This window comes from Glaesserella sp., assembly GCF_041817755.1.
Taxonomy (GTDB): domain Bacteria; phylum Pseudomonadota; class Gammaproteobacteria; order Enterobacterales; family Pasteurellaceae; genus Glaesserella.
Window position 1 is genome coordinate 1 of record NZ_JBGYBX010000055.1, and the last position, 26,660, is coordinate 26,660.

A 26,660-nucleotide genomic window follows, 5' to 3' on the forward strand; every position below is an offset into this window, starting at 1 on the left:
ACACCTAAAGAGATAAGACCTCATACCAGATATAATTATCGTTTTACGTAAAAAAACAAGTTTAATTATATGCTCTACACATTATATTTACAATAACAAATAAACCCCAAAAAAAATATTCTTTATAAATCATATCAAAAGCCCCCATTAACAAAAACAAAACATTTATTTAATACTTTACACCTTAATGTAATTTAACTTTATTTAATATTATATCATTGAGTTTATTATATAAATAATTTAGCATCTTTATTGAGACAGACGATACTTTGATACTTTTTTACTGTCTACTCTTATGCCTTTAACACCTTTCGACACTTATTATTTGGAAACTTTTTATGAGCAATATCCACTATCGTGCAGACATTGATGGCTTAAGAGCTGTCGCTGTCCTATCCGTTATCCTATTTCACATCAACGCAACATGGCTACCCGGTGGGTTTCTCGGTGTAGATATATTCTTCGTTCTTTCTGGTTATTTAATTACGCGGATTATCAGTAAAGAAATGGATGAAGGATCATTTTCATTTATTGGCTTTTATAAACGAAGGGCTAAGCGCATTCTACCAGTATTTGTATTAATTCTATTTTTTACTACACTTGCCTCTTACTTTTTACTTCTTAAATATGATTTCCTGCAATATTTAAAATCCACCATTGCATCACTTCTGTTCTCCGCCAATCTCTTTTTCGCCCGTAGAGGCGATTATTTTGATATTTCCGCATCGGAAAGACCTTTGCTGCATATTTGGTCCCTATCTGTAGAAGAGCAATTTTATTTTTTCTTCCCGATTCTATTATTGCTTTGTTTTAAATTATTTAAAAATAAAGCGCAATTAATGATTATCGGCTTAATAATTATCAGCTTACTTTCACAATTTTCATCTTTTTTCGGATTAGAAAAATATTATTTATCCCATATTCGGGCTTATGAATTACTTATTGGCTCTCTATTTGCCTTTATTTCGCCCCGAAAAGCGGAAAAAGGCACTCCGTCGCTGTTATTGTTCATTATTATCGTCATGATGTTTATCCCTAAAGACGTATTGCCCGGTAACGGCTATGTTGAACGTTTGATCGTCTGCTTTAGTGTCGGGCTGTTAATCTTATTCGGACATTATAGTGTGCAAAATAAACGGGATATGGCCTATACCTTACTGAGTACGAAGGTGATGGTTGGTATCGGTTTAATTTCTTATTCACTCTATCTATGGCATTGGGCAATTTTATCTTTATTGCGTTATATTTATATGGACAACATTTTGCCATATAATGTCATCATTGTGTCCGTAATCAGCATGTTTATACTGGCCTATTGTTCTTATCGCTTTGTTGAAAACCCTATACGTAAAATACAAAATCTATCTAACAAACAATTTTTAGGCAGTATGTTGGCTTATTTCGCCTTGCTCATTCCCGTCGGAGGACTGACTTATCAAGCATCAAAAGAAGCCGATGCACAGACCCGTTTGATTTGGGATTATACCGATGCATGTCACGATACCGTTTTAGACAGCGGTTGCAAAAAAGGCAATCCCGAAGCTCCCGTTACCATCTTAGTTGCCGGAGATTCCCATGCAGGTCAATATAATCTCTTTATTGACAATGTCGGTAAAAAAGAAGGATGGGCTGCCGATGTCATCTCATCCAATGCGTGTCCGGTCGCTATTGGTTTCAGACTCCCGTTGGATAACCGCCGAGCAGATCGTTGTAACAGCTACATGACCTATGTTGAAAATCATCTCAATAAATACCAAACCGTAATGCTGATAGAGCGCTGGATGATTCATCTGTCTTATCCTGGTTTTCTACAACGGTTTGAAGAAACTCTTCAAACCTTACTGAAAGAAGGAAAGCAGGTTTACGTAGTCAAAGATAATCCTATGGCATCTTATCCAATTCTTCGTAAATATATGTTGGCAGAAAAAGGGATACATATTCATTATCAAACAGAATACCGCAGACAAGAAATTGAAAAAACCGTTCAAGCGAATAACATTGTCAAACAACTTGTTGACAAATATCCTGAAGTTCATTGGGTGGATTTTACCAACCATATACCGGAAGATTTTATGATTGATAATCTTCCTATTTATCGGGATTATGATCACCTGAATCCATACGGTGTAGAAAAATTATCCGAACGATTTATCGCCAAAGATACGCTGATACGAATCCAGTAACATTCCAACGCCTGACACCCTCAGGCGTTTTTTATTGCGGAGCATTCTTTTCGTTTTAAAACGATCCTAACGTAAATCGTACAAAGTGATCTATAAGATTCATGGAAAAAACGCTATAATCCTTCCATTTTCCACCGCCTCGATAACGAGTATCAAGCGGTAAGATTGTGCAAATTTTTTGCAAAAGGAGGTTATATGAAAAAAGAAGAAATCGGACATCATTTTCTCGCCCGTTTAGGTAAAACGCGTTTACGTCCGGGTGGAAAACTGGCGACGGATTGGTTGATTGCCAACGGTGATTTCAAACAAAATAAAAAAGTGCTTGAAGTTGCTTGTAATATGGGAACAACCGCAATAGAAATTGCCAAACAATTCGGCTGCCAAGTCATCGGTATTGATTTGGATGAAGCAGCGCTGGAAAAAGCACGTCATCACATTAAAGAAAATAATCTCGACGCACTCGTGCAAGTTCAACGCGCCAATGCAACCAAACTGCCGTTTGACGATAACAGTTTTGATATTGTTATTAATGAAGCGATGCTGACGATGTTACCGAATGAAGCGAAAGAGAAAGCCATTCGTGAATATTGGCGGGTGTTAAAACCAAACGGTTTTTTATTGACGCATGACGTCATGCTGAATACCGATGATGCCGAAGGTGTCATTGCACAACTGCGTGAAGCGATTAACATCACCGTTTCTCCATTGTCAAAACAAGATTGGAAAGAAACGTTTCTCCGATGCGGATTCCGTAACGTGGAAACCTTTAGCGGTGAAATGAGTTTGCTTTCTCCGAAAGGGCTTATTTATGATGAAGGCGTGTTGGGTGCAATGAAAATCGTCGGCAATGCTTTAAAACCGGAAAATCGAGATACGTTCAAAAAAATGTTCCGCACCTTTAATGATCCTGAAAAAAAATTAGGATTTATTGCTGTTTGTAGCCAAAAATAGAACAGGACAATCACTATGTTTGAGTTATTCCAAAATTGGTACAAACAAAAATTTAATGATCCGCAAACCGTGGCACTGCTTGCCATTTTACTCATTGGTTTCGGGATCATTTACTTTTTTAGCCATCTGCTCATGCCTCTGTTGGTGGCGATTGTGTTTGCTTATCTGCTTGAATGGCCGATTCGCTTTCTTAGTGCAAAGCTTAAATTTCCTCGTACACTCAGCTTAGTTATTGTATTGGGCGGATTCATTTCTCTTTCGATTTTCCTTTTTGTCGTGATGTTACCGTCGTTATGGAACCAAGGGGTCACATTCGTAAAAGATTTACCGTCCATGTTTAACCTATTGAATGCTTGGTTGGAAGCCTTACCAGAACACTATCCCGAAGTAATCGATTATGCCATGTTGGACTCACTGATGAATTCACTAAAAACCCGTATTTTAGGTTTCAGTGATTCACTGCTAGCGTTTTCTCTCAATTCGTTAGTTAGCTTGGTCGGATTAGGTATTTATGCGTTTTTGGTTCCGTTGATGGTGTTTTTCTTATTAAAAGACAAAGCGCTTTTTATTCGCTCTACCGTCAAATTTATGCCTAAAAACCGTCGGTTAGCCGCACGTGTTTGGGGCGAAATGCAGCAACAAATTGCCAATTACATTCGCGGTAAATTCTTAGAAATATTCATCGTCGGGATCGCCACCTATGCGATTTTTCTGTTCTTTGATTTACGTTATCCGCTACTGCTTTCCGTTGCGGTTGGTCTGTCCGTATTGATTCCGTATATAGGCGCAGTATTGGTGACAATCCCGGTTGCTTTAGTCGCCTTATTCCAATTCGGATTATCCTCCGATTTTTATTATTTATTACTGGCGTTTGTCATTAGCCAATTATTGGACGGCAACATCGTCGTGCCGTTTTTATTTTCCGAAGCCGTGAACTTACACCCGCTCACCATTATTGTTGCCGTGATTATTTTCGGCGGATTATGGGGTTTTTGGGGTGTCTTCTTTGCCATTCCGTTAGCCACATTAGTTAAAGCGGTCCTTAATGCGCTACCGTCTACGAATACCGAAGAAGAATCACACGTACAGTAAACTCGTTTTATAGAGGCTTTTGACACTCATGGTTACACAAGAACTATCCCCTCGTCATCCGAATTTAAGTCAATTGGATAAAGTCGTTGCGATTGGCGGCGGACACGGTTTAGGCAGAATACTGTCCGCGCTCTCTTTTTTGCGCGGGCGGCTAACCGGTGTTGTCGCAACGACGGATAACGGCGGATCGACCGGGCGAATCCGCATGCAACACGGCGGTATTGCTTGGGGGGATCTGCGTAATTGTCTCACTCAAATTACCGTCAAGCCGACCGTCGCTTCCGCCTTATTTGAATATCGTTTCGGCGGTGACGGTGAATTATCCGGTCACAACTTGGGCAATCTGATTCTAAAAGCGCTGGAAGATATGAAAATCCGCCCGCTTGTCGGATTGGATTTAGTCCGCGACTTACTGCACGTTCGAGTGGGGCTGATGCCGATGTCCGAACATCCGGTACACCTCGCCAGCCATTTAGTGACAGGAGAAACGATTGTCGGTGAAGTCTCTATTGACGCACTGACCGAATTACCGCAACAACTGTTTCTTGAACCCCAAGTACCGGCTACCCCGGAAGTGCTGGAAGAACTACATGGTGCCGATCTCATCATTTTAGGTCCCGGCAGTTTTTTAACCAGTGTGATGCCGAGTTTATTGATCCCCGAAATTGCCGAAGCGATTCATCAGAGCGATGCCAAAGTGATTTATATTGATAATATCGGTAAAGAACACGGCATTGCCGGCACACTGTCGCTGAATCATCGTGTGATGTGGTTGGAACGGGCTATCGGTCCTCAACGTTTAGACGGCATCATTACACTGCCGTCGGAGACCGTTAGGCTTCCAAGCTATATCACCGTACTCCGCCAAGATCTCAGTGCCGATGATGTAACCTACCGCCACGATCGTTATAAGCTCAGCAAAGCGATTAACGATATCATGGCATTATTTTAGGCTTGCAAGCGGTCAGTTTTACGTATAAATTTGCACACTTTTATTTTCCCCGTTTCTAAGGATATTTTGTGCGCGTCACCGATTTCCATTTTGATTTACCCGACGAACTGATTGCCCGCTACCCGACACCGCAACGAACGGCAAGCCGGTTGCTTTACCTCAATGGTGCAAGCGGCGAATTTCAGGATCAACGTTTCTGTGATTTACTCTCCCATATCAATCCGGGAGACTTACTCATTTTCAATAATACCCGCGTCATTCCCGCCCGCTTATACGGACGAAAAGCCAGCGGCGGAAAATTAGAAGTATTAGTCGAACGGGTATTAGATGCTCATCGCTGTTTAGCGCATATTCGTGCCTCGAAAGCACCGAAAGAAGGAACAACAATTATCCTTGGCGAAGATAAACTTGGTGCAGGTAACGGATTTCACGCCACGATGATTGCCCGTCACGATGCCTTATTCGAACTACAATTTAATGCGAAACAACCGTTATTCGAACTATTGCAACAAGCCGGTCACATGCCTCTGCCGCCTTACATTGATCGACCTGACGAAGATGCCGATCAAGAACGTTATCAAACCGTTTACAGTAAAGTGCTCGGAGCGGTTGCGGCTCCGACGGCGGGACTGCATTTCGATAACCAAATATTACAGCGACTTCAGGAAAAAGGTGTGAATACCGCGTTTGTGACGTTACATGTCGGTGCCGGTACTTTCCAACCGGTACGGGTCGACACGCTTGAAGAGCACAAAATGCATGCGGAATACGCCGAAGTCAGTCAAGACGTTGTCGATAAAATTATCGCCACCAAAGCGCAAGGGAAACGCGTAATTTGCGTCGGCACAACCTCCGTCCGTTCGATTGAAAGTGCTGCGCAAGCGGCTGAAGCAGAAGGTAAATTGATTATCCCGTTTTATTCGGATACCGCTATTTTTCTGTATCCCGGCAAGACGTTTCGCATCGTCGATGCCTTATTAACCAATTTCCACCTGCCCGAGTCCACGTTAATTATGCTGGTCTCTGCCTTTGCCGGTTATCACCATTGTATGCAGGCTTATCGACATGCGGTTGAAGCCCAATACCGCTTTTTCAGTTACGGGGATGCGATGTTTATCACCAAAAATCCTCATGCATTAGACGATCTTCCTTAAATGTCGACGGCGCAAGAACAATATCTCAATACTTGCGCCTTGGCTACCTCCCCAAATACTCGCTATACCAACTGCTCCACTTATCCCTTGCGGTTGTAATACGGTAATGATCTCGGTAAAAAGCGACCTTGATCATCCCTACCTGTGCGGTATTCAAGACAGTAGAATCATAATTCAGCAAGCGCTCCACAACTTGCCGGTTCGGATGCTTCCAAGGATTCCAACGTCCCGCCGAAATCATTGCATAATTCGGTCGGGTATGGGCAAGTAATGTTTGACTTGTACTGGTTTGACTACCGTGATGACCGACTTGCAGAAAATCGATTGTCCCGATCTGCCTTGCGTATTGCCGTTCCTCCGCCACACCACTGTCTCCCGTGAACAACACACGAGATTGGCCAATTTCAACCAATAATACGCATGAATCTTCATTTTTAGCGTGCGGTACCGTTTGGTTCGGGTAAACGGCCCGAACCTCTATTTCTCCGAATTGCCACCATTTACCGGCCACACAAGGCTCAAATGCGTGGTGGTTATCGCTATTTTGTCCCGATAACATTAATTTTGCCTGCGGATAATGTGTTAATAACGCTTTTGTACCACCGGCGTGATCGTTGTCATCATGACTGATAAATATTGCCTCAACCTCAATTCCTTCCCGCTTTAAATAGGGCAGAATCTCCATGTCCGCCATGCTTCCGCCCACCCAACTCGCTCCGGTATCGTAAAAAACCGCCCTTTTCTGACCGCTTGTTTGATAAACCAATGCCATTGCCAAGCCTTGTCCGACATCAAAATTCACCCATTCGACCAAAGGAGGCGGAGAGAACAGGCGAACCGCAGCATATGCCCGATTGCACAATAGAAAAACGATAACCGCATATCCCCAATAACGCCACGGTTTATGATTGAGCTTGAGATAAAGACAGGTTAACACCAATACATTAATCGTGAGCAATTGCCATTGTTGTTGAGAGGAAAGATCAATCCAATACGGCGCCAACGGTTCAAGCAAAGCCAGACTCCACTGAATCAGCCAATCCGCCAGTTGCCAAGTTTGAAAGACATTGTTCGTTAATAAACTGATTAAAATAATCGGCACCAATACCAAACTATACAGAGGGACAATCAACAGATTTGCCGGTAACGCCAATAATGATGAACCACCAAAAAACCACAGTTGCACAGGGGTAAACACCAACCAAATCCCGAGTTGTAAATGGATTAGCGGTAACAACAAGCGGTCGGTTACGCCGAATTTTTTGCAAAAATCGAACCGTATCCATTGATGGAAAGGAAAAAACCGGTACCAAAAAATTAAACTCGCAACCGCCAATACCGATAACCAAAAGCTGTCAGATAAGAGTGTGGTCGGATCTAAAATCAACAACAACGCCACGCCGCGCCACCATAATTGCCACGGCGTATAGTGCCGGCGTAAAAATCGGCACAGTAACACCAGACTGATGGCAATTAAGGTTCTCACGGTCGGGATCGCAAAACCCGCTAAAAAACTATAACCGGCAGCAAAAATCCAACCCAGCGTATTTGCAAAATAATGGGCGAAACCGACCGCTTGTATTAGCCGAAAGCGTAGTGCGATCCAATGAAGTAACTTGGCAAACCAAAAGCCGAACAGAAAAGCAAAACCGATATGTAAACCTGAGATGGCGATCAGATGCGCCGTTGTCGTTTGCTGAAATAACGTCCAATGCGATGCGGGTAACCATGCCCGTTCCCCAAATGCCAATGCCAACAACAGCCCTTGTGATGCTAACCGCTCCGTTTGATCTTTCACAAAATAAAGCCACCGTGTTCGTTGCGGTTCTGTTCCTTTCAGTTCCACCCGCTCCGCCCGTTTTACACTGGCGAGTTGTTCAATATGCTGTGCTACATACCAGCGCTGACGATCGAAGTTACCTTGATTTAACCGTCCTGAGATCGGTCTAATATTCAATTCCGCCCGATACTGCGCATGTAATATTAACGGCGTATCGCTCTGCCATGTCAAATAAATCCGCCTCCCGTTCGAGCGTTCGGCAATTGCCGATTGGTATTCTTGCTGTTTGAGAATTTGCGTTACGGTAATGTTATCGACAACCTTTTCGGCAACGACATTATCAAGCACTTGATAAAGATGAAAGATATAGGCGTAGCTTAAGCCGATAATAATGCCTAGCGCGCTGCATAAAGAATCCCGACGTACTATACCGAATATGCCTAATAATACTGCGCCGATGATTGCATAAATCAGCCATTCACCGGGTAAACATAATATCGGCAATAACAGCAACACGATGCTTTGACAGAAACGGTCCAAATTCATAAATTCAGCTATCGATGGATAAGTAGCCGAAGTATGCCGTTTAGTTCAGAATAGGAAAGAAAAGGAGAGTGATTTTTCGACGAGGTTCACAAAAATAACAACGGGGCTGCCAGCCCCGTGATATCCGATTTCAATAACTTATTTATTGTCATCCGCCATACTGACCGCTGCGGTAAACAGCACGTCGGTCGATGAATTCAGCGCTGTTTCCGCCGAATCTTGGATAACCCCGATAATAAAGCCGACACCGATCACTTGTGCGGCAACATCATTCGGAATATTAAACAAACTACAGGCAAGCGGAATCAGTAAGAGCGAACCGCCGGCAACACCTGACGCTCCACACGCACAGATCGATGCGACAAAGCTTAATAAAATTGCCGTCCAAAGATCCGGTGTAATTCCTTGCGTATATGCCGCCGCTAAAGTTAATACGGTAATGGTAATCGCCGCACCTGCCATATTAATAGTTGCACCGAGCGGAATAGAAACGGAATAAATTTCCTCTTTTAGACCTAGACGTTTCGCTAATCCCATATTCACCGGAATATTCGCGGCAGAACTACGGGTAAAGAACGCCGTGACACCGCTTTCACGCAGACAAGTGAATGTGAGCGGATACGGATTACGGCGTAATTTCCAATACACCAATAACGGATTAAGAATGAAGGCTACAATCGCCATCGCACCGAGTAATACGCCGAGCAAGCGTGCATAATCTTGAAATGCATCAAGACCGTTCGTCGCCACGGTTTCCGCAACCAAACCGAAGACTCCGACCGGTGCAAACGCAATCACAATTTTCACAACAAATGAAACCGCATCCGACATATCATTCAATAGTACTTTTGTACTCGGCGCCGCATGACGAAGGGCAATTCCTAAACCGATGGACCATGCCAAAATACCGATAAAGTTACCATTGGTAATTGCGCCTAACGGATTATCCACCACGTTAAAAATAACGGTTTTTAGCACTTCACCAACCCCTTGCGGTGGTGCTAATCCGTCCGGACTGACAACCAATTCAAGTGTGGTCGGGAATAAATAACTTAAAATAACCGCCGTCACCGCCGCAACAAATGTTCCCAGTGCATACATGACCAAAATCGGCTTCAAACGCCCGTCCGTGCCGACTTCTTTATTGGCAATGGCCGAAAGAACCAAAGAAAAAACCAAAATCGGCGCAATCGCCCGTAACGATTTAACAAAAAATTGACCTAAAACGCCGACTTTGATTGCCCATTCTTTATGGATGGTTGCAAGCAGAATACCTAATACGAGAAAAATGGCGATACGTAAGACCAAATTTCCGCCCAGAATTTTAGAAGATAACGAAGAATGACTCATAAAGCTTCCTGTAAGACAAAAATGAATAAACGGCTAGCCATCTATCCGCCTGAATTTGAGAGTGACGAGATTAACTGAAAAAGCGGGATAAGTGAATAACTTTTATTTATTTCTGCTCATAATTTTTTTAGCACTCAATCTTTTTAACATTTTACTAAACAATCCGCAAATTTCACTGTGCGCTCTTCTTTTGTTTAAGGTAGAATGACGACCGTTTTTTATATTTAAAAAGAGAGAGCGATGAAACCCGAAAACAAAGCAAATTTCCAACGAATTATTCGAGCCGCCGGCTATTCCATGAAGGGATTAAAAAGTGCCTATATTCATGAAGCGGCGTTTCGGCAAGAAGTATGGCTGTCACTTGTATTAATTCCTCTCGGCTTCATTTTAGGTCACGGTATCATTGAAAAAATTTTACTCGTCGGTTCCGTTCTCATCGTGCTGGTTGCCGAACTGCTCAATAGTGCCGTGGAATCGGTGGTGGATCGCATTGGATCGGAATATCATGAATTATCAGGTAGAGCAAAAGATATCGGCTCCGCAGCTGTTTTTATCGCCATGATATTCACCGGACTCACTTGGGGCTTAATTTTATTTTTCTGATTTATGCGAAACCTTTTCTTTTGGCTATGTTTAATATTACTGATTGCAGGTGGAGTTATGGGTTATGCGCAATTTTCAAAAAATGATATGACTAAGGCTATTCTTCAAGAGGAAAAAAGCGCATTACCACTGGTTTCACTAGATCAACCGTTACCTCAACTGAACATTGATCGTTTGGTTGTGTTTAAAGCCAAACGTCAAATGTGGGTCTACCATGGTGAGCAACTCGTAAAAATTTATCCGATTGCTCTGGGCTTTAATCCTATCGGCCACAAACAATTTGAAGGCGACGGCAAAACACCGGAAGGGGTTTATCGCATCAATGAACGCAATCCCAACAGCAGTTACCATAAAAATTTAGGAATATCATACCCGAACGAAGCCGATAAAGCTTATGCGGTATCCCAAGGAAAATCGCCCGGCGGATTAATTAAAATTCACGGGCTACGTAACGGAAGCGGTTCGATAGGACGTCTTCACCTACTTAAAGATTGGACTCACGGCTGTATTGCAGTCACCAATCAAGAAATCGATGAACTCTATCAAAACGTCGTACATAACGCCGAAATAGCGATTCATCCTTAACCGAATTGATAATATTATCAATATAACCTTGTTTAATAATTCATTCATATAAAAAGGTGCTCTTATGAAATTTACCAAAACGCTACTCTCCGCAGCGCTGTTAAGCGCAACGACCGCAATGGCTTACGAAGCGGATAAAACCTATCGTTTTACCGTATTACACACCAACGACACACACGGTCACTTTTGGAAAAACGATAAAAGCGAATACGGTTTCGCCGCCCAAAAAACGTTGATTGACACTATCCGTAAAGAAGTAGAAAGCAAAGACGGTGCCGTGATTATCCTGAATGCGGGCGACTTTAATACCGGTGTACCGGAATCCGACATGCAAAACGCCAAACCCGATATTGAAGGCATGAATATGTTAGGTTATGAAGCCGCCGTATTAGGTAACCATGAGTTCGACTTCCCTCTTCAAATATTGGAGCTACAAGAAAAATGGGCAACCTTTCCTTTCCTATCCGCCAACGTTATCAACAAAAAAACCAAAAAACCTTTAGTCAAACCTTACATCATTTTAAATAAAAACGGCTTAAAAGTTGCCGTTGTCGGCTTAACAACGGAAGATACCGCTAAATTAGGCAATCCGGATGTCACCGATCATGTTATTTTCAAAAATCCGATTGAAACCGCCAAAGCGACCTTGGCTGAAATCAATAAAAAAGAAAAACCGGATGTCCGCATCGCTCTCACCCATATGGGTTACTATCCTAACGCGCAACACGGTTCCAACGCTCCGGGCGACGTTACACTTGCCAGAACCTTAGAAAAAGGGGCATTCGATCTCATTATCGGCGGTCATACGCACGATACGGTTTGCGTTGACGAAAAAGGGGAATTCAAAGTGAAATACACCCCGGGTGAAGAATGCAAACCGGATTTTCAAAACGGCACGTGGATCGTTCAAGCCGGTGAATGGGCAAAATATTTAGGTCGCGCGGATTTTGAATTCAAAAACGGCGAAACGAAATTGGTTAAATACGAACTCATTCCAATCAACCTGAAACAGCGGATTAAATTGGCGGACGGTAAAAGCGAATACAAACTCTACCAAGCCGAAATCACCGAAGACAAAGCGGTATTCGAACACTTGAAAAAATACCAAGACGAAGGTGATAAACTACTCGGAGTGAAAGTCGGCGACATCAAAGGTAAATTGGAAGGTGATCGCAAAATCATCCGTTTCCACCAAACCAACCTAGGTCGTCTCATCGCTCAATCTCAAATGGAACGCGTTAAAGCGGACGTCGGCGTGATGAACTCCGGCGGAATCCGCGCCTCCCTTAATGAAGGAGCGACGACTTACAAAGATCTGTTAACGGTTCAACCGTTCGGCAATATGATTTCTACCGTTGATTTGACCGGCAAAGAACTCATCGAATTCTTAAACGTTGTTGCCTTAAAAGAGCCGGATACCGGTGCTTATCCGCAATTCGCCGGTATTTCCATGGTGGTTGACCGCACGGCAAAACAAGTCTCCGATGTCAAAATCGGCGGACAACCGATCGATTTGGCGAAAAAATATAAAGTGTCCATTCCAGACTACTGTGCGAACGGCGGCGACGGTTATCCGTTACTTAAAAAGCACCCGAGCTATGTCAACACCGGCTTTATTGATGCCGAAATGTTGAAAAAATATTTTGAAGAAAATTCCCCTATTGACGCTTCAAAATATGATCCGAAAGATGACATCATCTTTAAATAATTAATTGACAAGCGGTGAGATTGGTAAAAAGTTTTACAAATCTCACCGCTTGTTTTATACCGCACCGTTTTTATCAACCGATAGTGACCACCATGAATATAGCCGATCTGAAAAGCCGACTGGCCGATTTCAATACCCGACAAAAGCAAGCCTTTACCGATAGCAATGTGATTGAATTAATTCATCAACGCAGTGATTTTTATGATCGATTGTTACAACAGCTTTGGCGTCAATATGCGTTGGATCAGCGCACTGATTTGGCATTAGTCGCCGTCGGCGGTTACGGGCGACGCGAAATGTTCCCCTTGTCCGATTTGGATATTTTGATCTTGACGGAACAGCCTTTAGATACCGACACGCACACCACGCTCAATGAAATCGTTAATTTACTGTGGGACAGCAAATTTCAAGTCGGGTCTGCAATCCGCACCGTGGATGAATGTATTGATGTCGGATTAACGGAAATCAGCGTCGCCACCAACATGTTGGAAAGCCGCTGTTTATGCGGAAATCCAACTTTATGGCAGCAACTTTCCGACCGATTGAATCAACCTGACTTTTGGGCTATCGATGATTTTTTCCGAGCCAAAATGCAAGAAAAAGAAGAACGTTACGCCCGTTATCACAACACCAGCTACAACTTGGAGCCCGATCTCAAACACAGCCCCGGCGGACTGCGGGATCTGCATCTGCTCTCTTGGATCATGTTACGCCACTACGGAATACATACCTTTGCCGATTTATCCGATAAAGGTATCTTGTTCCCCGAAGAATATCGGGAATTGGCGCAAGCCCGGCAAACGCTGTTCAACATGCGCTTTGCCTTGCATTTACAATTGAAACGCTACGATAACCGTCTCCGTTTTGATCGCCAACTTCAACTCAGCGAACAACTCGGCTATCAAGGTGAAGGTAACCAACCCGTAGAAGCGATGATGAAACATTTCTTCCAAGCAACCCAATCCATCTCTCAGCTCACTCAGCTTGTACTTAACAGCTTTGAACAGATTGAACTACTGGATTTGCAAAAAACCGGCGCCAACCAACCGCTTGACTCGGTCTTTTTCTTACGGGATAACACTATTTTCTGTCAAAACCATATCAGCTTACGCCAACATCCTCACACCATTTTGGATCTGTTTTACCATTTAACCCAACATCCCGAAGCGACGGTATCGGCAACAACATTACGCTATCTACGTCTCACCTTGCAAAGTTTAACCCATCCGTTAAACGAACTGCCGCATGCCCGCCGTCGCTTTATTCAACTGTTCGAACAGCCGAACGCTATCAAACTGGCGATCGAGCCGATGCACCGCTTGGGCGTGCTGAGCGCCTATCTCCCGCAATGGAAAGGCATTGAAGGGTTAATGCAGTTCGATTTGTTTCATATGTACACCGTTGACGAACACACCGTTCGCGTTATGCTGAAACTTGAAAGCTTTCTCGAACCGAAAAATAACGAACATCCGTTGTGCTACGAGATTTTTCCGACACTGCCGAATCGACCGTTATTATATCTCGCCGCCTTATTTCACGACATCGCCAAAGGGCGGGAAGGTGATCATGCCAAGCTCGGTGCCGTCGATATGCGTCAATTTGCCCTGCAGCACGGCTTTAACCAGGCAGACACCGATTTCATGGTGTGGCTGGTCGCCGAACATTTGACCATGTCGATTACCGCACAACGACGGGACATCCATGATCCCGAGGTGATTAAAGAATTTGCAAAAATCGTCGGCAATCAGACCGCTTTATCCGCTCTTACCTGTTTGACGGTTGCCGATATTTGTGCAACTAACGTAACCCTGTGGAACGATTGGAAACGCTCCCTCTTTCGCAATTTATACCAATTTACTCAACGGCAGCTGCAACTGGGACATGAAAAGTCAATCGACTATCAACAACTCGGACTTGAACATAAATCCCATGCTATGGCGACATTACAAGCCCAATGTTCTCCCGAACAATTGGACAGACTGACCGCCTTTTGGCAACGTTGCCCTGACAGCTATTTCGTCCGAAACAGCGCTAAACAACTGGTATGGCATGCGTTACGCATGATCGAACAACCGATATTACCGCTCGTCCTAATCAGTAATGAACACGCCCGCGGCGCAACGGAAATTTTCATTCATTGTGTGGATCAACCTCAACTGTTCGCCCGTATCGCCCACACCTTAAGCCAAAAAAAGATCAGTATTCATGCGGCTCAAATTTTGACCTCCGACGACGGTTTGGTATTGGACAGCTTTATCGTCACGGAAAATAACGGACAACCGCTGGATGACGAACGTAACAAGCATGCACATAAGGCATTGCTCGCCAACTTAACGTCATCGGTACACAAAACCTTTAAGCCAATCAAAAATCCGGTTAAACATCAATCGTTTAAACGTAAAACCAAAGTTCGTTTTTTAACGGATTCCAAAACCAATCAAACGGCCTTTGAATTATTTACGTTAGATCGTGACGGCTTGTTAGCGCAAATCGGCGATATTTTTAATCAACTTGAACTGAATTTGCTTAATGCGAAGATCACCACAATCGGCGAGCGCGTTGAAGACTTTTTCGTAGTCAATACCAAAACTAATCAAGCCTTAACCGATACTGAGAAAAAGACATTGAAAGAGCGCATTCTCCGTGAGCTGGAAAACTGATCATGGAAAAATTTCGGCAAATCCGAGCAATTTACGCTATAATTCGTGCAGATTCGTTCTTTTTTGATACCACAGGAAAAAAATGAAAACATTCACTAAGGTTCTTACGCTGAGTACATTACTGATACTCACCGGCTGCCAATCCGTGTTGGATGCTCCGACTCAAGTCGCCAAGCCTACCGTCAATATTCCGCACGATGACACACAATGGCAACAACATTTGACGCAATTGGCACAAATTAAAGCCTACACGGCAAAAGGACAATTCGGTTACATTTCTCCGGAAGAACGTTTTTCTTCACACTTTGATTGGCAATATAAAACGCCGACCGATTTTGGTTTAACCTTATCTTCAAACCTCTCCAGTAAATCATTAAAATTACAACGCAATAGGATCGGCATGACCATTTCCGACAGTGAAGGTAACTCCCGTACCGAAGCGGATGTGAATGCGTTAATGAAAGAGATTATCGGTGTTTCGTTTCCGATTGATCAGTTCGCTTACTGGGTAAAAGGTCAACCAGAAGCCAACGGTCGTTATATCATCAATGAAAAGCGCCAATTGTCAGAATTCGATTACCCGATTAACGGCACGATTTGGAAAGCCAGTTTCGTTGAATACCATGAAGATCGCACGCCGAACCTACCGAAACTTATCGTGTTGGTCAACGGCGAACAAACCTTGAAAATTCGTATTGATCAATGGACTTACTGATGCAAAAACGTGTTACTTTTCCCAGCCCGGCAAAGCTAAACTTATTTCTGTATATCAACGGCAAGCGCCCGGACGGCTATCATGAATTGCAAACGTTGTTTCAATTTCTTACTTTCGGTGATGATATTGAAATTGAAATTACTGACGAACCGACAATCACCCTCGTGAATAATATTGACGATGTTCCTCCCGAACAAAACCTGATCTACCGAGCTGCAAAATGTTTGCAAAATCAGACCGCTTGTAAGCTCGGTGCAAAAATCGGCGTCACCAAACGCCTACCGATGGGCGGCGGGGTTGGCGGCGGATCATCCAATGCTGCAACCGTACTTATTGCCTTAAATCATTTATGGAAAACCAATCTCTCGCTGCAAGCCCTTGCCGATATCGGCTTAACGTTAGGCGCGGATGTGCCGATCTTCGTTCGAGGCGTTGCGGCATTTGCCGAAGGTGTCGGTGAAAAATTAACGCCTTGTCAGCTGAAAGAAAAATGGTATGTTGTCCTCAAGCCGAACGTCTCCATTTCAACAGCCTTGATTTTCGGTCATCCGGCGCTCACCCGCAATACGCCAAAACGTTCATTTCAAGAATTATTACATTCTCCTTGGGCAAACGATTGCGAAAAAATTGCCCGAGATCTCTATTCAGAGGTTGATGAATTACTGACGTGGTTGGTACAATATGCGCCGTCTCGGTTAACGGGCACCGGTGCCTGTGTATTTGCCGAATTTGAAACGGAAGAGGAAGCACGCCGTATTTTCTCCCTTAAGCCTGACCATATTGAAGGCTTTGTTGCTCAGGGACAAAACGTTTCACCCTTACATCAAACACTAAATTTATTTTCCCAATTTAACTCAGAGGTTCCCCCAAATGCCTGATATTAAACTCTTCGCTGGAAATGCCACGCCCGAATTAGCAAAACGAATTGCAGAACGCCTTTATATCTCCCTTGGCGATGCAACGGTAGGTCGCTTCAGTGATGGTGAGATTCAAGTACAAATCAATGAAAACGTACGTGGCGGCGATATTTTTATCGTGCAATCCACCTGCGCCCCGACCAATGACAACTTAATGGAATTAATCGTCATGGTGGATGCGTTACGCCGTGCGTCGGCAGGTCGTATTACCGCCGTGATTCCTTATTTCGGTTATGCCCGCCAAGACCGCCGCGTCCGTTCCGCCCGTGTTCCGATTACCGCAAAAGTGGTGGCGGACTTCCTTTCAAGCGTCGGTGTTGACCGTGTATTGACTTGCGATCTGCATGCCGAACAAATCCAAGGCTTCTTTGACGTTCCGGTAGATAACGTGTTCGGTTCACCGGTCTTGTTGGACGATATTTTAAAGAAAACCGATCTGACCAATCCGATCGTTGTTTCACCGGATATCGGTGGTGTCGTTCGTGCCCGTGCGGTTGCCAAATTACTGAATGATGCCGATATGGCAATCATTGACAAACGTCGCCCGAAAGCCAACGTATCACAAGTCATGCACATCATCGGGGATGTGGCGGATCGCGATTGTATCCTCGTAGATGACATGATCGATACCGGTGGTACGTTGGTTAAAGCGGCGGAAGCGCTAAAAGAGCGCGGTGCACGTCGTGTATTTGCGTATGCCACTCACGCCGTGTTTTCCGGTACGGCGGCGAAAAACCTTGCCAATGAAGCATTAGATGAAGTCGTGGTAACGGATACCATCCCGCTTTCTGCAGAAATTCGCGCTTTAAATAAAGTACGCGTATTAACGCTTTCCGGCATGCTGGCTGAAGCAATCCGCCGCATCAGTAATGAAGAATCCATTTCTGCGATGTTTAGTCACTAATAAAAATGCCCTGTTCATTCAGGGCTTTTTTATATGACATTGATATCAATACACTTATTTTATCGTAAATTATGTACTCCCTTATCCGAAAATACCTTTTCTCGTTAGATGCGGAAAATGCGCACCAATTTTCAATCAAAGCATTGCATTTGCTTGGTTATTCTCCCGTTTCACCCCGTTGTTTTCTCCCTGACAATCCGGTTAACGTGATGGGATTACGGTTTAAAAATCCTATCGGACTTGCTGCCGGTGCGGACAAAAACGGAGAAGCCATCGACGGCTTCGCCAAACTCGGTTTCGGTTTTATTGAAGTCGGCACCGTTACCCCGGTCGCTCAAGACGGCAATCCCCGCCCGCGCCAATTCCGTTTACTCGAAGCCGAAGGCATTATTAACCGTAACGGATTTAACAATCTCGGCGTAGACGTATTGATTGACAATGTAAAAAAAGCCAAATTCGACGGCGTACTTGGCATTAACATCGGCAAAAATGCCGTCACACCCATTGAGCACAGCTTTGATGATTACCAAATCTGCTTACGCAAAGTGTATCAACATGCAGGTTATATTGCGGTCAATATTTCATCCCCCAATACGAAAAATCTCCGCTCGCTCCAATATGGTGAGGCGCTGGATGCGCTTTTAAGCGGATTAAAAGCCGAACAAGCCGGACTGGCTCAAAAGCACGGTATTTATAAACCGCTCGTACTCAAAATCGCACCGGATTTAACCCAGGAAGAAATTGCGGCAGTCGCCGACAGTTTAGTCCGCTATCAAATGGACGGCGTGATTGCCGGTAATACAACCCTTTCCCGTGACACCGTCCAAGGATTACCGAATGCCGACCAACAAGGCGGACTCAGCGGAAAACCGCTGCATGCGTTAAGTACACCGCTTATCCGACAGCTCGCCTTGGAAGTAAACGGGAAAATCCCTATCATCGGCTGCGGCGGAATTCATTCCGTGGAATCCGGGCAAGAGAAAATCGACGCCGGCGCAAGTTTATTGCAACTCTACTCCGCCATGATCTATCAAGGGCCGAAATTGATTTACGATTTAGTGAAGGGAATTAAAGTTTAAACCTCACACCGACAAAACCCTTTGCAAACAAGCGGTCGGTTTTGAGCAACATTTTGCAAAATAGTGATACAAACGGACCGCTTGTAAACAATAAAGCCGTTGACGGATTCAACGGCTTTATGATGTTGGAATGGCACTTAACCTTTCGCTTGAGATTGCGCTTTTATCCGCTCGATTTCTTCATCACGTAGTACTCGGCGGAGAATTTTACCGACATTGCTTTTCGGCAGTTCGTCACGAAACTCAATATCACGCGGAATTTTATAACCGGTTAAATGTTGACGGCAGTGATTTCGCAGTTCGTCACGAGTTAGGCTTTCATCTTTTTTCGTGACATACACTTTGATGCTTTCACCGGTAGCATCACTCGGAATCCCGACCACGACCGCCTCATTCACTTTAGGATGCAATACGACGATATCTTCAATTTCATTCGGATATACATTAAAACCGGACACAATGATCATATCTTTTTTCCGATCGACAATACGCAAATTGAGATCTTGCCCCATTTCGACAATATCACCGGTGGCGACCCAACCGTCTTTCAACACTTCCGCCGTATCTTCCGGGCGTTTCCAATAACCTAACATGACTTGCGGACCTTTTACCCACAACTCACCGCGTTCTCCTAACGGCAAATCTTGTCCGGCATCATCGACAATACGGATGTCCGTATTCGGCACGGGTACGCCGATAGAACCGGAATATTCGGTAGAATCGTTACGGGTGGCGGCAATGAGCGGAGAACATTCGGTCATGCCGTAACCTTCGATAATGTGGCAGCCGGTCGCCTTATGCCAACGTTCCGCAACCGCCCGTTGCACGGCTGCTCCCCCGCCGACGGAAAGTCGCAAACGGGAAAAATCGACTTCTTTGAGAGATTCATTATTCAACAAGGCATTAAATAACGTATTCACACCGGTAATCGCCAACACCGGGTATTTTTTTAATTCTTTAACAAAACCCGGAATATCACGCGGGTTGGTAATCAACAAACCGGTTAAGCCCAGTTCGATAAAGAGTAAGCAGTTTACCGTCAGGGCAAAAATGTGGTACAGCGGTAAGGCAATTACCGCTATACGATCCTGACCGATATTCTTTAATAACGGGGCGGCAACCCATTTTGCCTGTTCAATATTGGCGACGACATTACTGTGGGTTAACATTGCGCCTTTCGCCACACCGGTCGTACCGCCGGTATATTGTAAAAAAGCGAGATCGGTTTTATACATGATCGGTTTGACATATTGACGCTGTTTACCGATGCTTAGCGCTTCGCGAAAACTGACGGCATTCGGCAATTTGTATTTCGGCACCAATTTTTTCACGTATTTCACCACAAAATTGACCAATGTCCGTTTACCGAAAGAAAGCTGATCGCCCATACGGGTTAAAATCACGTGCTTGACCTCCGTATTAAACACGACTTTCTCAAGCGTTGCGGCAAAATTCGAGACCACGACAATCGCTTTGGCACCGCTGTCATTCAATTGATGTTCCAATTCGCGCGGCGTATACAACGGGTTCACATTCACCACAACAAGCCCGGCGCGCAGTGCACCGAATAAGGCAATCGGATATTGCAATAAATTCGGCATCATCAATGCAATGCGGTTACCTTTTTCCAAACGTAATTCGTTTTGTAAATAAGCGGCAAAAGCTCGACTACGTTCTTCCAATTTACGATAGGTTAAAATTTGTCCCATATTAATGTACGCCGGCATATCCGGATGTTGGTTCACCGATTGCTCAAACATGTCAACCAAGGATTCGTATCGCTCGACATTTAAAATGCGTTGAGCATCGTTGGGATAATTTTCAAACCAAATTTTTTCCATTTGAGGTCTCCTTTATACTTTTCGTAAAAACACCGGAATAAATTCCCGTTGTGCTTTTTGCCCCATTTTCTTTTTAATCAATAGAAACGTTACCGCAGTACAAACCAATATACCCAATGCCACCACTAATTCGTTTTCAATCCGGTGCGATAACAAAAGGGCTGAGACGAGAATTGTCATTAACGGTACACCGTATAGCCAAAAGACGCTGTATAACACGCTTTTTTCCGCCAAACCGATCTCAATGCGATCTCCCTCGTTTAAAGGCTGATCAACTGCTAACTCAAATTGCGGAGCCCGCTTTTCACCGGCAAGAGCGGAAAGAGATTTCACTCCGCAACCGTCTTGTGCACTGCAACCGCCACAGCCCGATTTGGCGTAGCATTGTACGGTAGCAATACCGTTGTGATAACGTAATACGGTCGCTTGTTCGATCATCATAGCATTTAGTTCTCCGCCTGCACTTTATGACTAAGTTCCTGCACGATATAACGTGCCGACACTAACGGAATTTCACCGACAACGACAATATCTTTATCGCCGACCGTTTGGCTGTAAATACTGATTTTTCCGTCACGCCAAAACTGTTCGTTAAAAATAATTCCTCGGTTTTCGACCAAATAAACGGTAAAGGTGAATAAACCGTCGCTGTATAACTGGCTTTCAATCTGTTCATCATCAATAAAAAATTCCGATAAACTTTGTCGCCCCGATGCGATTTCATTAAAACCGCTTGGCAACCACGTCGGTTGCCATGTCAGTAAGTGTGGCGTTTGAGCTTCCGTTGAAATCAGTGTCGGTAAAATCAATGACGTAATCGGCTCAACGATATACAAAAATTGTTCGTCTACGATACTTTGAATCACGCGAAATTGCTCCAATACCTGATTATTGCGATCGGTTAAATCACTTCTTAACAATAAATAGTTTTCTTCATCAATCCAAAGCGTATATTGGTAACGAAAATCGTCCTTCGCCACTATTCGAATAATACGGGCGATACGATCCGCCACACGAGTCCGCCCGGCGTCGATAAACGTATACTCTTTCAGCTTATCGAAATCGGCATACAGTACCGAAGGCAAATTATCCAAAATATGGCGACTCTGCAGGCGAAAAGGCTGGAAATCCCCGAAATAACTGACGGTATTATCCCGTAAAATCATCTCTTCGCGAGCGCCGTCCAACAGCAATAATTGTGCATATTCCCGACCGTTCCAATAGGCATGACGGTAACGCAAAGCGTCGGTGTTCTCGCCTTGCTGCAAAGTATAAAGCTGTTCGTAATTCAGCGTCTGATGCGCTTTCGTCATGGCATTCAGGTAAGCTAAAGGGGTTTTCGGTTGTTCCGCCCATACCGACAACGGCAAAAACCACAAGACCCAAAAAGCAATAAACGGATATATCTTCATTGGTTTCATTTTCTATTCATACAAGCGGTGCGATTGTAACAAATTTTTACAAGAATCAATGCATTTCATTGACAAAAAACAGCATAATTTATAACAAAAAACCGTTTGAATACTCATTGATCCAAACGGTTTTCAATTTGTAAATTATTTCAAGAATCCGACCGCTTGTAGCCGTTTACCAACAGGCATAGCAGAAAGGACCGAATCCGAAGCGCCAACGGAAATCATCGTCGTAATAATGGCGCATGCGCTGAATTTCTTCCTGCGCATGATGATGCTGCAACGCCAGTTTATAACATGCTTGGAACATCGGGTTATTGACTTTATCCGTATAACGTTGGTTGAACCGCTTTTCCTCCTCGGCCGTACGACTTAGCGGAGGGTTATAGTATTCGTGAATTAACTCCGCCGTCTCCACATCACACTGCTTCGCTAATTTGACCTGCAACGCCTGTTCGGCTCTAATACGCTTCGCTTCACGCTCGGCTTTTTGCTCCGGTGTCAATGCACAGGCGCTTAATACGGATATCATTGAAAACACGAACGCGGTTTTTATTAATTTCATACATCCACCTCTTTGATGCGTTGTAAAATATCGGCAACTTTTATCGGATCGGTCACTATCATTCGGCGATCTTGTTCCGCGTTACTACCCATGGTAGCGGCGGAAGTTGCCGCCATTGCACTTTGTCGCTCACTTTTTGCAGAAAAATGCAATGCCGACACCCCGGTCTGACGCATCAGTTCCGTAACATTCTCCGCCGTAATACCACACCCTGCCATAATTTGAATACGGTTACCGGCTTGAGCGATTAGTTGCTTTAATATCGTTACACCTTGTAACGCATTTGGCGCTTGCCCTGAGGTTAATACATAATCACACCCCAGTTCAATTAACTGTTCTAATGCAATATAAGGATCACGGCATAAATCAAAGGCTCGGTGGAACGTTACGTCCATGCCTTGAGCTACGGTCATCAATGCTCTCGTAGTGTCCATATCAATCTCCGCATCTGCGGTTAATGCACCAATCACAATATGGTTAATTCCTAAATTTCGCGCCATTTCAATATCATTGAACATCACCTGCACTTCGTACTCACTATACAGAAAATCGCCTGCTCGAGGACGAATCATGACCGCTAAAGGCAACGTAGACATTTCAACCGCACGTTTCAGCAAGCCGTAATTCGGGGTAATGCCGCCGACGGATAATGCGGAACACAGTTCAATACGTTGGATCGGAAATTGATTTGCCGTCATTAACGATTCCAAATTATCGACACAAATTTCAATGAGCGGATGATTCATACGTTTACTCCTTAAACAAGTGATCCCAATTGGCTTTAACTATCGCTCTTTCTGCAACAAATTCGCTCGACTCGACGATACTTTCTTTGTTTAACAAATTTAAATGATGAATGCGGTTACGTAAAGCGGTATAGCAATGTTTCAATTGTTCGCCTTGCTCCGCCGATAAAACGCCGCACGCCGTCGCACTGTCAAAAATACGCACATTATCCGACCATACCGCCATTTGAGGATGGCGGTGAGCATAATTCAGCACTAAATATTGTGCGATAAATTCAATGTCGGTGATCCCGCCTTGATCGGTTTTCAAATGAAATTGCTCTACCGGGGTTTTACTCAAATGTAGGTACATTTTTTCCCGCATTTTGCAAATTTCTTCGCGTAACTGACCGCTTGTACGCGGCATTGCCAACGTACTCATCCTAATCGCTTCAAATTTTTGGCGCAAATCCGCCGTACCGTATACGGCTCTTGCCCGAACCAACGCTTGAGATTCCCACGTCCATGCTTCTTCCTTCTGATATTGTTCATAGGCATTAAACGTACTAACCAGCAGCCCTGCCTCACCGGACGGGCGTAAACGCATATCCACGTCATATAACACGCCGGCACTGGTATTCAAATTAAAGATTGCATTAATTTTCTGCGCTAATTTTAAATAAAATTGGTGAGCGGAAATGGATTTTTTACCGCCGACCGTTTCGCTGTCTTCCGGAGCATTATGCAAGAAAACCAAGTCCAAATCAGAGTTATAGCCCAACTCAATACCGCCCAACTTACCGTAACCGATTACCACGAAATCTTGTTCGCCGTCAACAAGGTGTTGCGGCGTACCGAATCGTTGGGTCGTTTGCCGCCAAGCCATATTCACTACTGCGCCGATAATGGCTTCCGCCAAATAGGTAAGATGGTCGCTGATCTTCATTACCGGTAATACGCCCAGAATATCTGCTGCGGCAATCCGCAAAATTTGACTTTGTTTAAACTGGCGCAACGCATCAAACATTGCTTCTTCATCTTCTTCGGGAATCCGCAACAAATATTCATGCAATACCACCGCATATTGGTCAAGCTCAATGATGTTCGTTAAGCTTTTTTGCAAAATCAGTTCATCCAACAACATCGGATAACGAGCAATTTGTTCGGCAATCATGACGGATTGTCCGCATAAGGTGAGCAATTGCGGCAAAATCTGTTCTTTTTCCAGCAACAATTCCAAATAGGTTGTCCGCGTCGTAATTTTATCGACGATATTTAAAATCCGAGGAAGTAATACGACATAGTCGGCTTGACTGAAAATCGCATCGACGATTTTCGGTATGAGTCGACGCAATACTTCACGCCCTCTTACCCCAATCGAACGTTTGACCCAATCTTGAAATGTCGTAGATAACAATCGGTAAATCGTTTCATAATCTTGCGGATCGACCGGATAATCTTGCAGGCAGGAAGCCAAATCGTCCGCTGTCATTTGATAATGTAAAATATCATGCCATGCCGCCAGCTTCTCATTTTCAGGCGAATCGTCAGACTCATTTTCTTCACCGATCAATTCATTAAAAACGGCTCGTACATTCTGTTGGTGAAAGGTTAACCGCTTAATAAAATCCACCCAATAATCATCCGTGTCATCGGATTGATATACCTGCGGATTCAGCCCCCGCTCACGCTGTGCGACGGAAAATGCGATTCGCCGACGATCTTTTTCATCCGTCGGCAACGTTTGGGTTTGTTGATCGTTGATCGCCTGCAGTATATTTTCGACATGACGTAAGAAAAGATAAGCCTCCTTTAACCGTTCGATTTGTTGTCGGGTTAACAAATTCAACTCGGCAAGTTGCGGCAATACCGCCAGCAAGCTGCGCTGTTGAAGGGATTTATCGCGCCCGCCGCGCATCATCTGGAAGGTTTGTACGATGAATTCCACTTCCCGAATACCGCCCGCGCCAAGTTTAATGTTATCAACCAAACCGCGTCGTAACACTTCCCGACTGATTTTATGCTTCATGTCGCGTAACGATTGAATCGCACCGAAATCCAAATAACGGCGGTACACAAACGGGCGTAACATCTGTTTAAGATATTTATGATTGATGTTATTCGGATCGTCGCCGAGAATTTTGGCTTTAATCATCGCATAACGTTCCCAATCCCGCCCTTGTTCTTGATAATAATCTTCCATCGCCGCAAAACTCAGTACCAATGCACCGCTGTCACCGAAAGGGCGCAAGCGCATGTCGGTTCGATAAACAAATCCGTCCAAGGTAATTTCATCCAACGCCCGAATTAAACGTTGCCCTAAGCGGGTAAAAAACTTGCCGTTGTCGAGCGTTTTTTTACCGCCTACCGTTTCACCGATATCCGGATAGGTAAAAATCAAATCGATATCCGACGAAAAATTCAACTCACGCCCGCCGAGCTTTCCCATGCCTAAAATGAGCAGTTCTTGCGGTTCGCCCAATTCATTCATCGGTACACCGTATTCCGAACACAAGCGCTCAAACAGCCAGTCTCTTGCACCCAAAATCAATGCTTCCGCCAAATCCGATAACGCTTCAAATACTGCCTGTACTTGCAGCGGATAATTCGATTGTACAAAACTCAACCTTGCCATCTCACGGTGACGAAACCGGCGCAGGACACGATGGAATTCCTCTTCTTCTTTAACGGTATCTAGAGCTGACGCCAAACGTTCGGTATAGTTGCCGCAATCAGCGATAGTCGGTAATGTTTCAAGCCACTCAATCAATAGCGTCGGCTGCTTTTGTAATTGTTGGGCGACAAAATCCGACAGGGCAATCGCGGTAACAAGCGGTTCGATTCGGTTGGAATTTTGCAAATCCAATAGGATGCCGTGTTGCGCCGACAACGCTTTCAATGTTTGCTCGGCTTGATGGAAAAAAGATGCTGGCATGAC

At 44.3% G+C, this 26,660-nt stretch carries 21 protein-coding genes; 13 read left to right on the plus strand and 8 right to left on the minus strand.

The window, feature by feature from the left end:
- Positions 1–338 precede the first annotated feature (338 nt).
- The 5 genes from ACEYKX_RS07885 (at position 339) to queA (ending at position 6,332) form a co-directional block, all read left to right on the plus strand.
- A complete protein-coding gene (locus ACEYKX_RS07885) occupies positions 339–2,183 on the plus strand; it encodes an acyltransferase family protein (RefSeq protein WP_373766478.1) in 1,845 nt (614 codons plus the stop codon).
- Positions 2,184–2,378: 195 nt separating this feature from the next.
- Positions 2,379–3,134, plus strand: a complete 756-nt coding sequence (locus ACEYKX_RS07890) for a class I SAM-dependent methyltransferase (protein WP_373766477.1) — start codon at positions 2,379–2,381, stop codon at positions 3,132–3,134.
- Positions 3,135–3,149: 15 nt separating this feature from the next.
- Positions 3,150–4,226 carry an AI-2E family transporter gene (locus ACEYKX_RS07895; protein WP_373766476.1) on the plus strand — a complete coding sequence of 359 codons (1,077 nt, stop codon included), beginning with the start codon at positions 3,150–3,152 and terminating at the stop codon, positions 4,224–4,226.
- Between the two features lie 28 nt (positions 4,227–4,254).
- Entirely contained in the window at positions 4,255–5,178 is a 924-nt protein-coding gene (gene yvcK, locus ACEYKX_RS07900; RefSeq protein ID WP_373766475.1) for a uridine diphosphate-N-acetylglucosamine-binding protein YvcK, read from the plus strand.
- A gap of 68 nt (positions 5,179–5,246) precedes the next feature.
- Positions 5,247–6,332, plus strand: a complete 1,086-nt coding sequence (gene queA / locus ACEYKX_RS07905) for a tRNA preQ1(34) S-adenosylmethionine ribosyltransferase-isomerase QueA (protein ID WP_373766474.1) — start codon at positions 5,247–5,249, stop codon at positions 6,330–6,332.
- A 43-nt stretch (positions 6,333–6,375) separates the two neighbouring features.
- Here queA and ACEYKX_RS07910 read toward each other — a convergent pair whose 3' ends face one another.
- Both ACEYKX_RS07910 and sstT read right to left on the minus strand, forming a co-directional pair.
- The gene (locus ACEYKX_RS07910; protein WP_373766473.1) at positions 6,376–8,658 is read right to left on the minus strand and encodes a DNA internalization-related competence protein ComEC/Rec2; all 2,283 of its coding nucleotides are present in this window, start codon (positions 8,656–8,658) and stop codon (positions 6,376–6,378) included.
- A gap of 138 nt (positions 8,659–8,796) precedes the next feature.
- Positions 8,797–10,008 carry a serine/threonine transporter SstT gene (gene sstT, locus ACEYKX_RS07915; RefSeq protein WP_373766472.1) on the minus strand — a complete coding sequence of 404 codons (1,212 nt, stop codon included), beginning with the start codon at positions 10,006–10,008 and terminating at the stop codon, positions 8,797–8,799.
- Between the two features lie 240 nt (positions 10,009–10,248).
- On the opposite strand from sstT, the gene ACEYKX_RS07920 reads away from it, so the two are divergent.
- The 8 genes from ACEYKX_RS07920 (at position 10,249) to pyrD (ending at position 19,179) form a co-directional block, all read left to right on the plus strand.
- Entirely contained in the window at positions 10,249–10,611 is a 363-nt protein-coding gene (locus ACEYKX_RS07920) for a diacylglycerol kinase (protein ID WP_373766471.1), read from the plus strand.
- 87 nt (positions 10,612–10,698) lie between these two features.
- On the plus strand, positions 10,699–11,196 hold the full coding sequence (locus tag ACEYKX_RS07925; protein ID WP_373766470.1) for a murein L,D-transpeptidase family protein: 498 nt from the start codon (positions 10,699–10,701) through the stop codon (positions 11,194–11,196).
- Between the two features lie 64 nt (positions 11,197–11,260).
- Positions 11,261–12,904, plus strand: a complete 1,644-nt coding sequence (ushA, locus tag ACEYKX_RS07930) for a bifunctional UDP-sugar hydrolase/5'-nucleotidase UshA (RefSeq protein ID WP_373766469.1) — start codon at positions 11,261–11,263, stop codon at positions 12,902–12,904.
- A 92-nt stretch (positions 12,905–12,996) separates the two neighbouring features.
- Positions 12,997–15,564 carry a bifunctional uridylyltransferase/uridylyl-removing protein GlnD gene (gene glnD / locus ACEYKX_RS07935; RefSeq protein ID WP_373766468.1) on the plus strand — a complete coding sequence of 856 codons (2,568 nt, stop codon included), beginning with the start codon at positions 12,997–12,999 and terminating at the stop codon, positions 15,562–15,564.
- Between the two features lie 82 nt (positions 15,565–15,646).
- On the plus strand, positions 15,647–16,279 hold the full coding sequence (gene lolB, locus ACEYKX_RS07940; RefSeq protein WP_373766467.1) for a lipoprotein insertase outer membrane protein LolB: 633 nt from the start codon (positions 15,647–15,649) through the stop codon (positions 16,277–16,279).
- Positions 16,279–17,157, plus strand: coding sequence for a 4-(cytidine 5'-diphospho)-2-C-methyl-D-erythritol kinase (gene ispE / locus ACEYKX_RS07945; protein WP_373766466.1), 879 nt, complete (start codon positions 16,279–16,281; stop codon positions 17,155–17,157). The genes lolB and ispE overlap by 1 nt, the downstream gene beginning before the upstream one ends.
- Positions 17,150–18,100 carry a ribose-phosphate pyrophosphokinase gene (locus ACEYKX_RS07950; RefSeq protein ID WP_373766465.1) on the plus strand — a complete coding sequence of 317 codons (951 nt, stop codon included), beginning with the start codon at positions 17,150–17,152 and terminating at the stop codon, positions 18,098–18,100. Before ispE ends, ACEYKX_RS07950 begins: the two co-directional genes overlap by 8 nt.
- Positions 18,101–18,171: 71 nt before the next feature.
- Positions 18,172–19,179: a quinone-dependent dihydroorotate dehydrogenase gene (pyrD, locus tag ACEYKX_RS07955; RefSeq protein ID WP_373766464.1), complete on the plus strand. Its 1,008-nt coding sequence runs from the start codon at positions 18,172–18,174 to the stop codon at positions 19,177–19,179.
- Positions 19,180–19,316: 137 nt separating this feature from the next.
- Here the strand turns inward: pyrD and fadD are convergent, their stop codons facing one another.
- The 6 genes from fadD to glnE all read right to left on the minus strand — a co-directional run bounded on the left by fadD (position 19,317) and on the right by glnE (position 26,657).
- Complete coding sequence (gene fadD / locus ACEYKX_RS07960; RefSeq protein WP_373766463.1) at positions 19,317–21,020, minus strand: long-chain-fatty-acid--CoA ligase FadD; 1,704 nt, start codon at positions 21,018–21,020, stop codon at positions 19,317–19,319.
- Between the two features lie 12 nt (positions 21,021–21,032).
- Entirely contained in the window at positions 21,033–21,461 is a 429-nt protein-coding gene (locus ACEYKX_RS07965) for a SoxR reducing system RseC family protein (RefSeq protein WP_373766462.1), read from the minus strand.
- Between the two features lie 5 nt (positions 21,462–21,466).
- Positions 21,467–22,441, minus strand: a complete 975-nt coding sequence (locus ACEYKX_RS07970; protein ID WP_373780702.1) for a MucB/RseB C-terminal domain-containing protein — start codon at positions 22,439–22,441, stop codon at positions 21,467–21,469.
- 166 nt (positions 22,442–22,607) lie between these two features.
- Positions 22,608–22,997, minus strand: coding sequence for a hypothetical protein (locus ACEYKX_RS07975; protein WP_373766460.1), 390 nt, complete (start codon positions 22,995–22,997; stop codon positions 22,608–22,610).
- The gene (locus ACEYKX_RS07980; protein ID WP_373766459.1) at positions 22,994–23,743 is read right to left on the minus strand and encodes a copper homeostasis protein CutC; all 750 of its coding nucleotides are present in this window, start codon (positions 23,741–23,743) and stop codon (positions 22,994–22,996) included. Before ACEYKX_RS07980 ends, ACEYKX_RS07975 begins: the two co-directional genes overlap by 4 nt.
- A 4-nt stretch (positions 23,744–23,747) precedes the next feature.
- The gene (gene glnE, locus ACEYKX_RS07985; protein WP_373766458.1) at positions 23,748–26,657 is read right to left on the minus strand and encodes a bifunctional [glutamate--ammonia ligase]-adenylyl-L-tyrosine phosphorylase/[glutamate--ammonia-ligase] adenylyltransferase; all 2,910 of its coding nucleotides are present in this window, start codon (positions 26,655–26,657) and stop codon (positions 23,748–23,750) included.
- Positions 26,658–26,660: the final 3 nt, after the last annotated feature.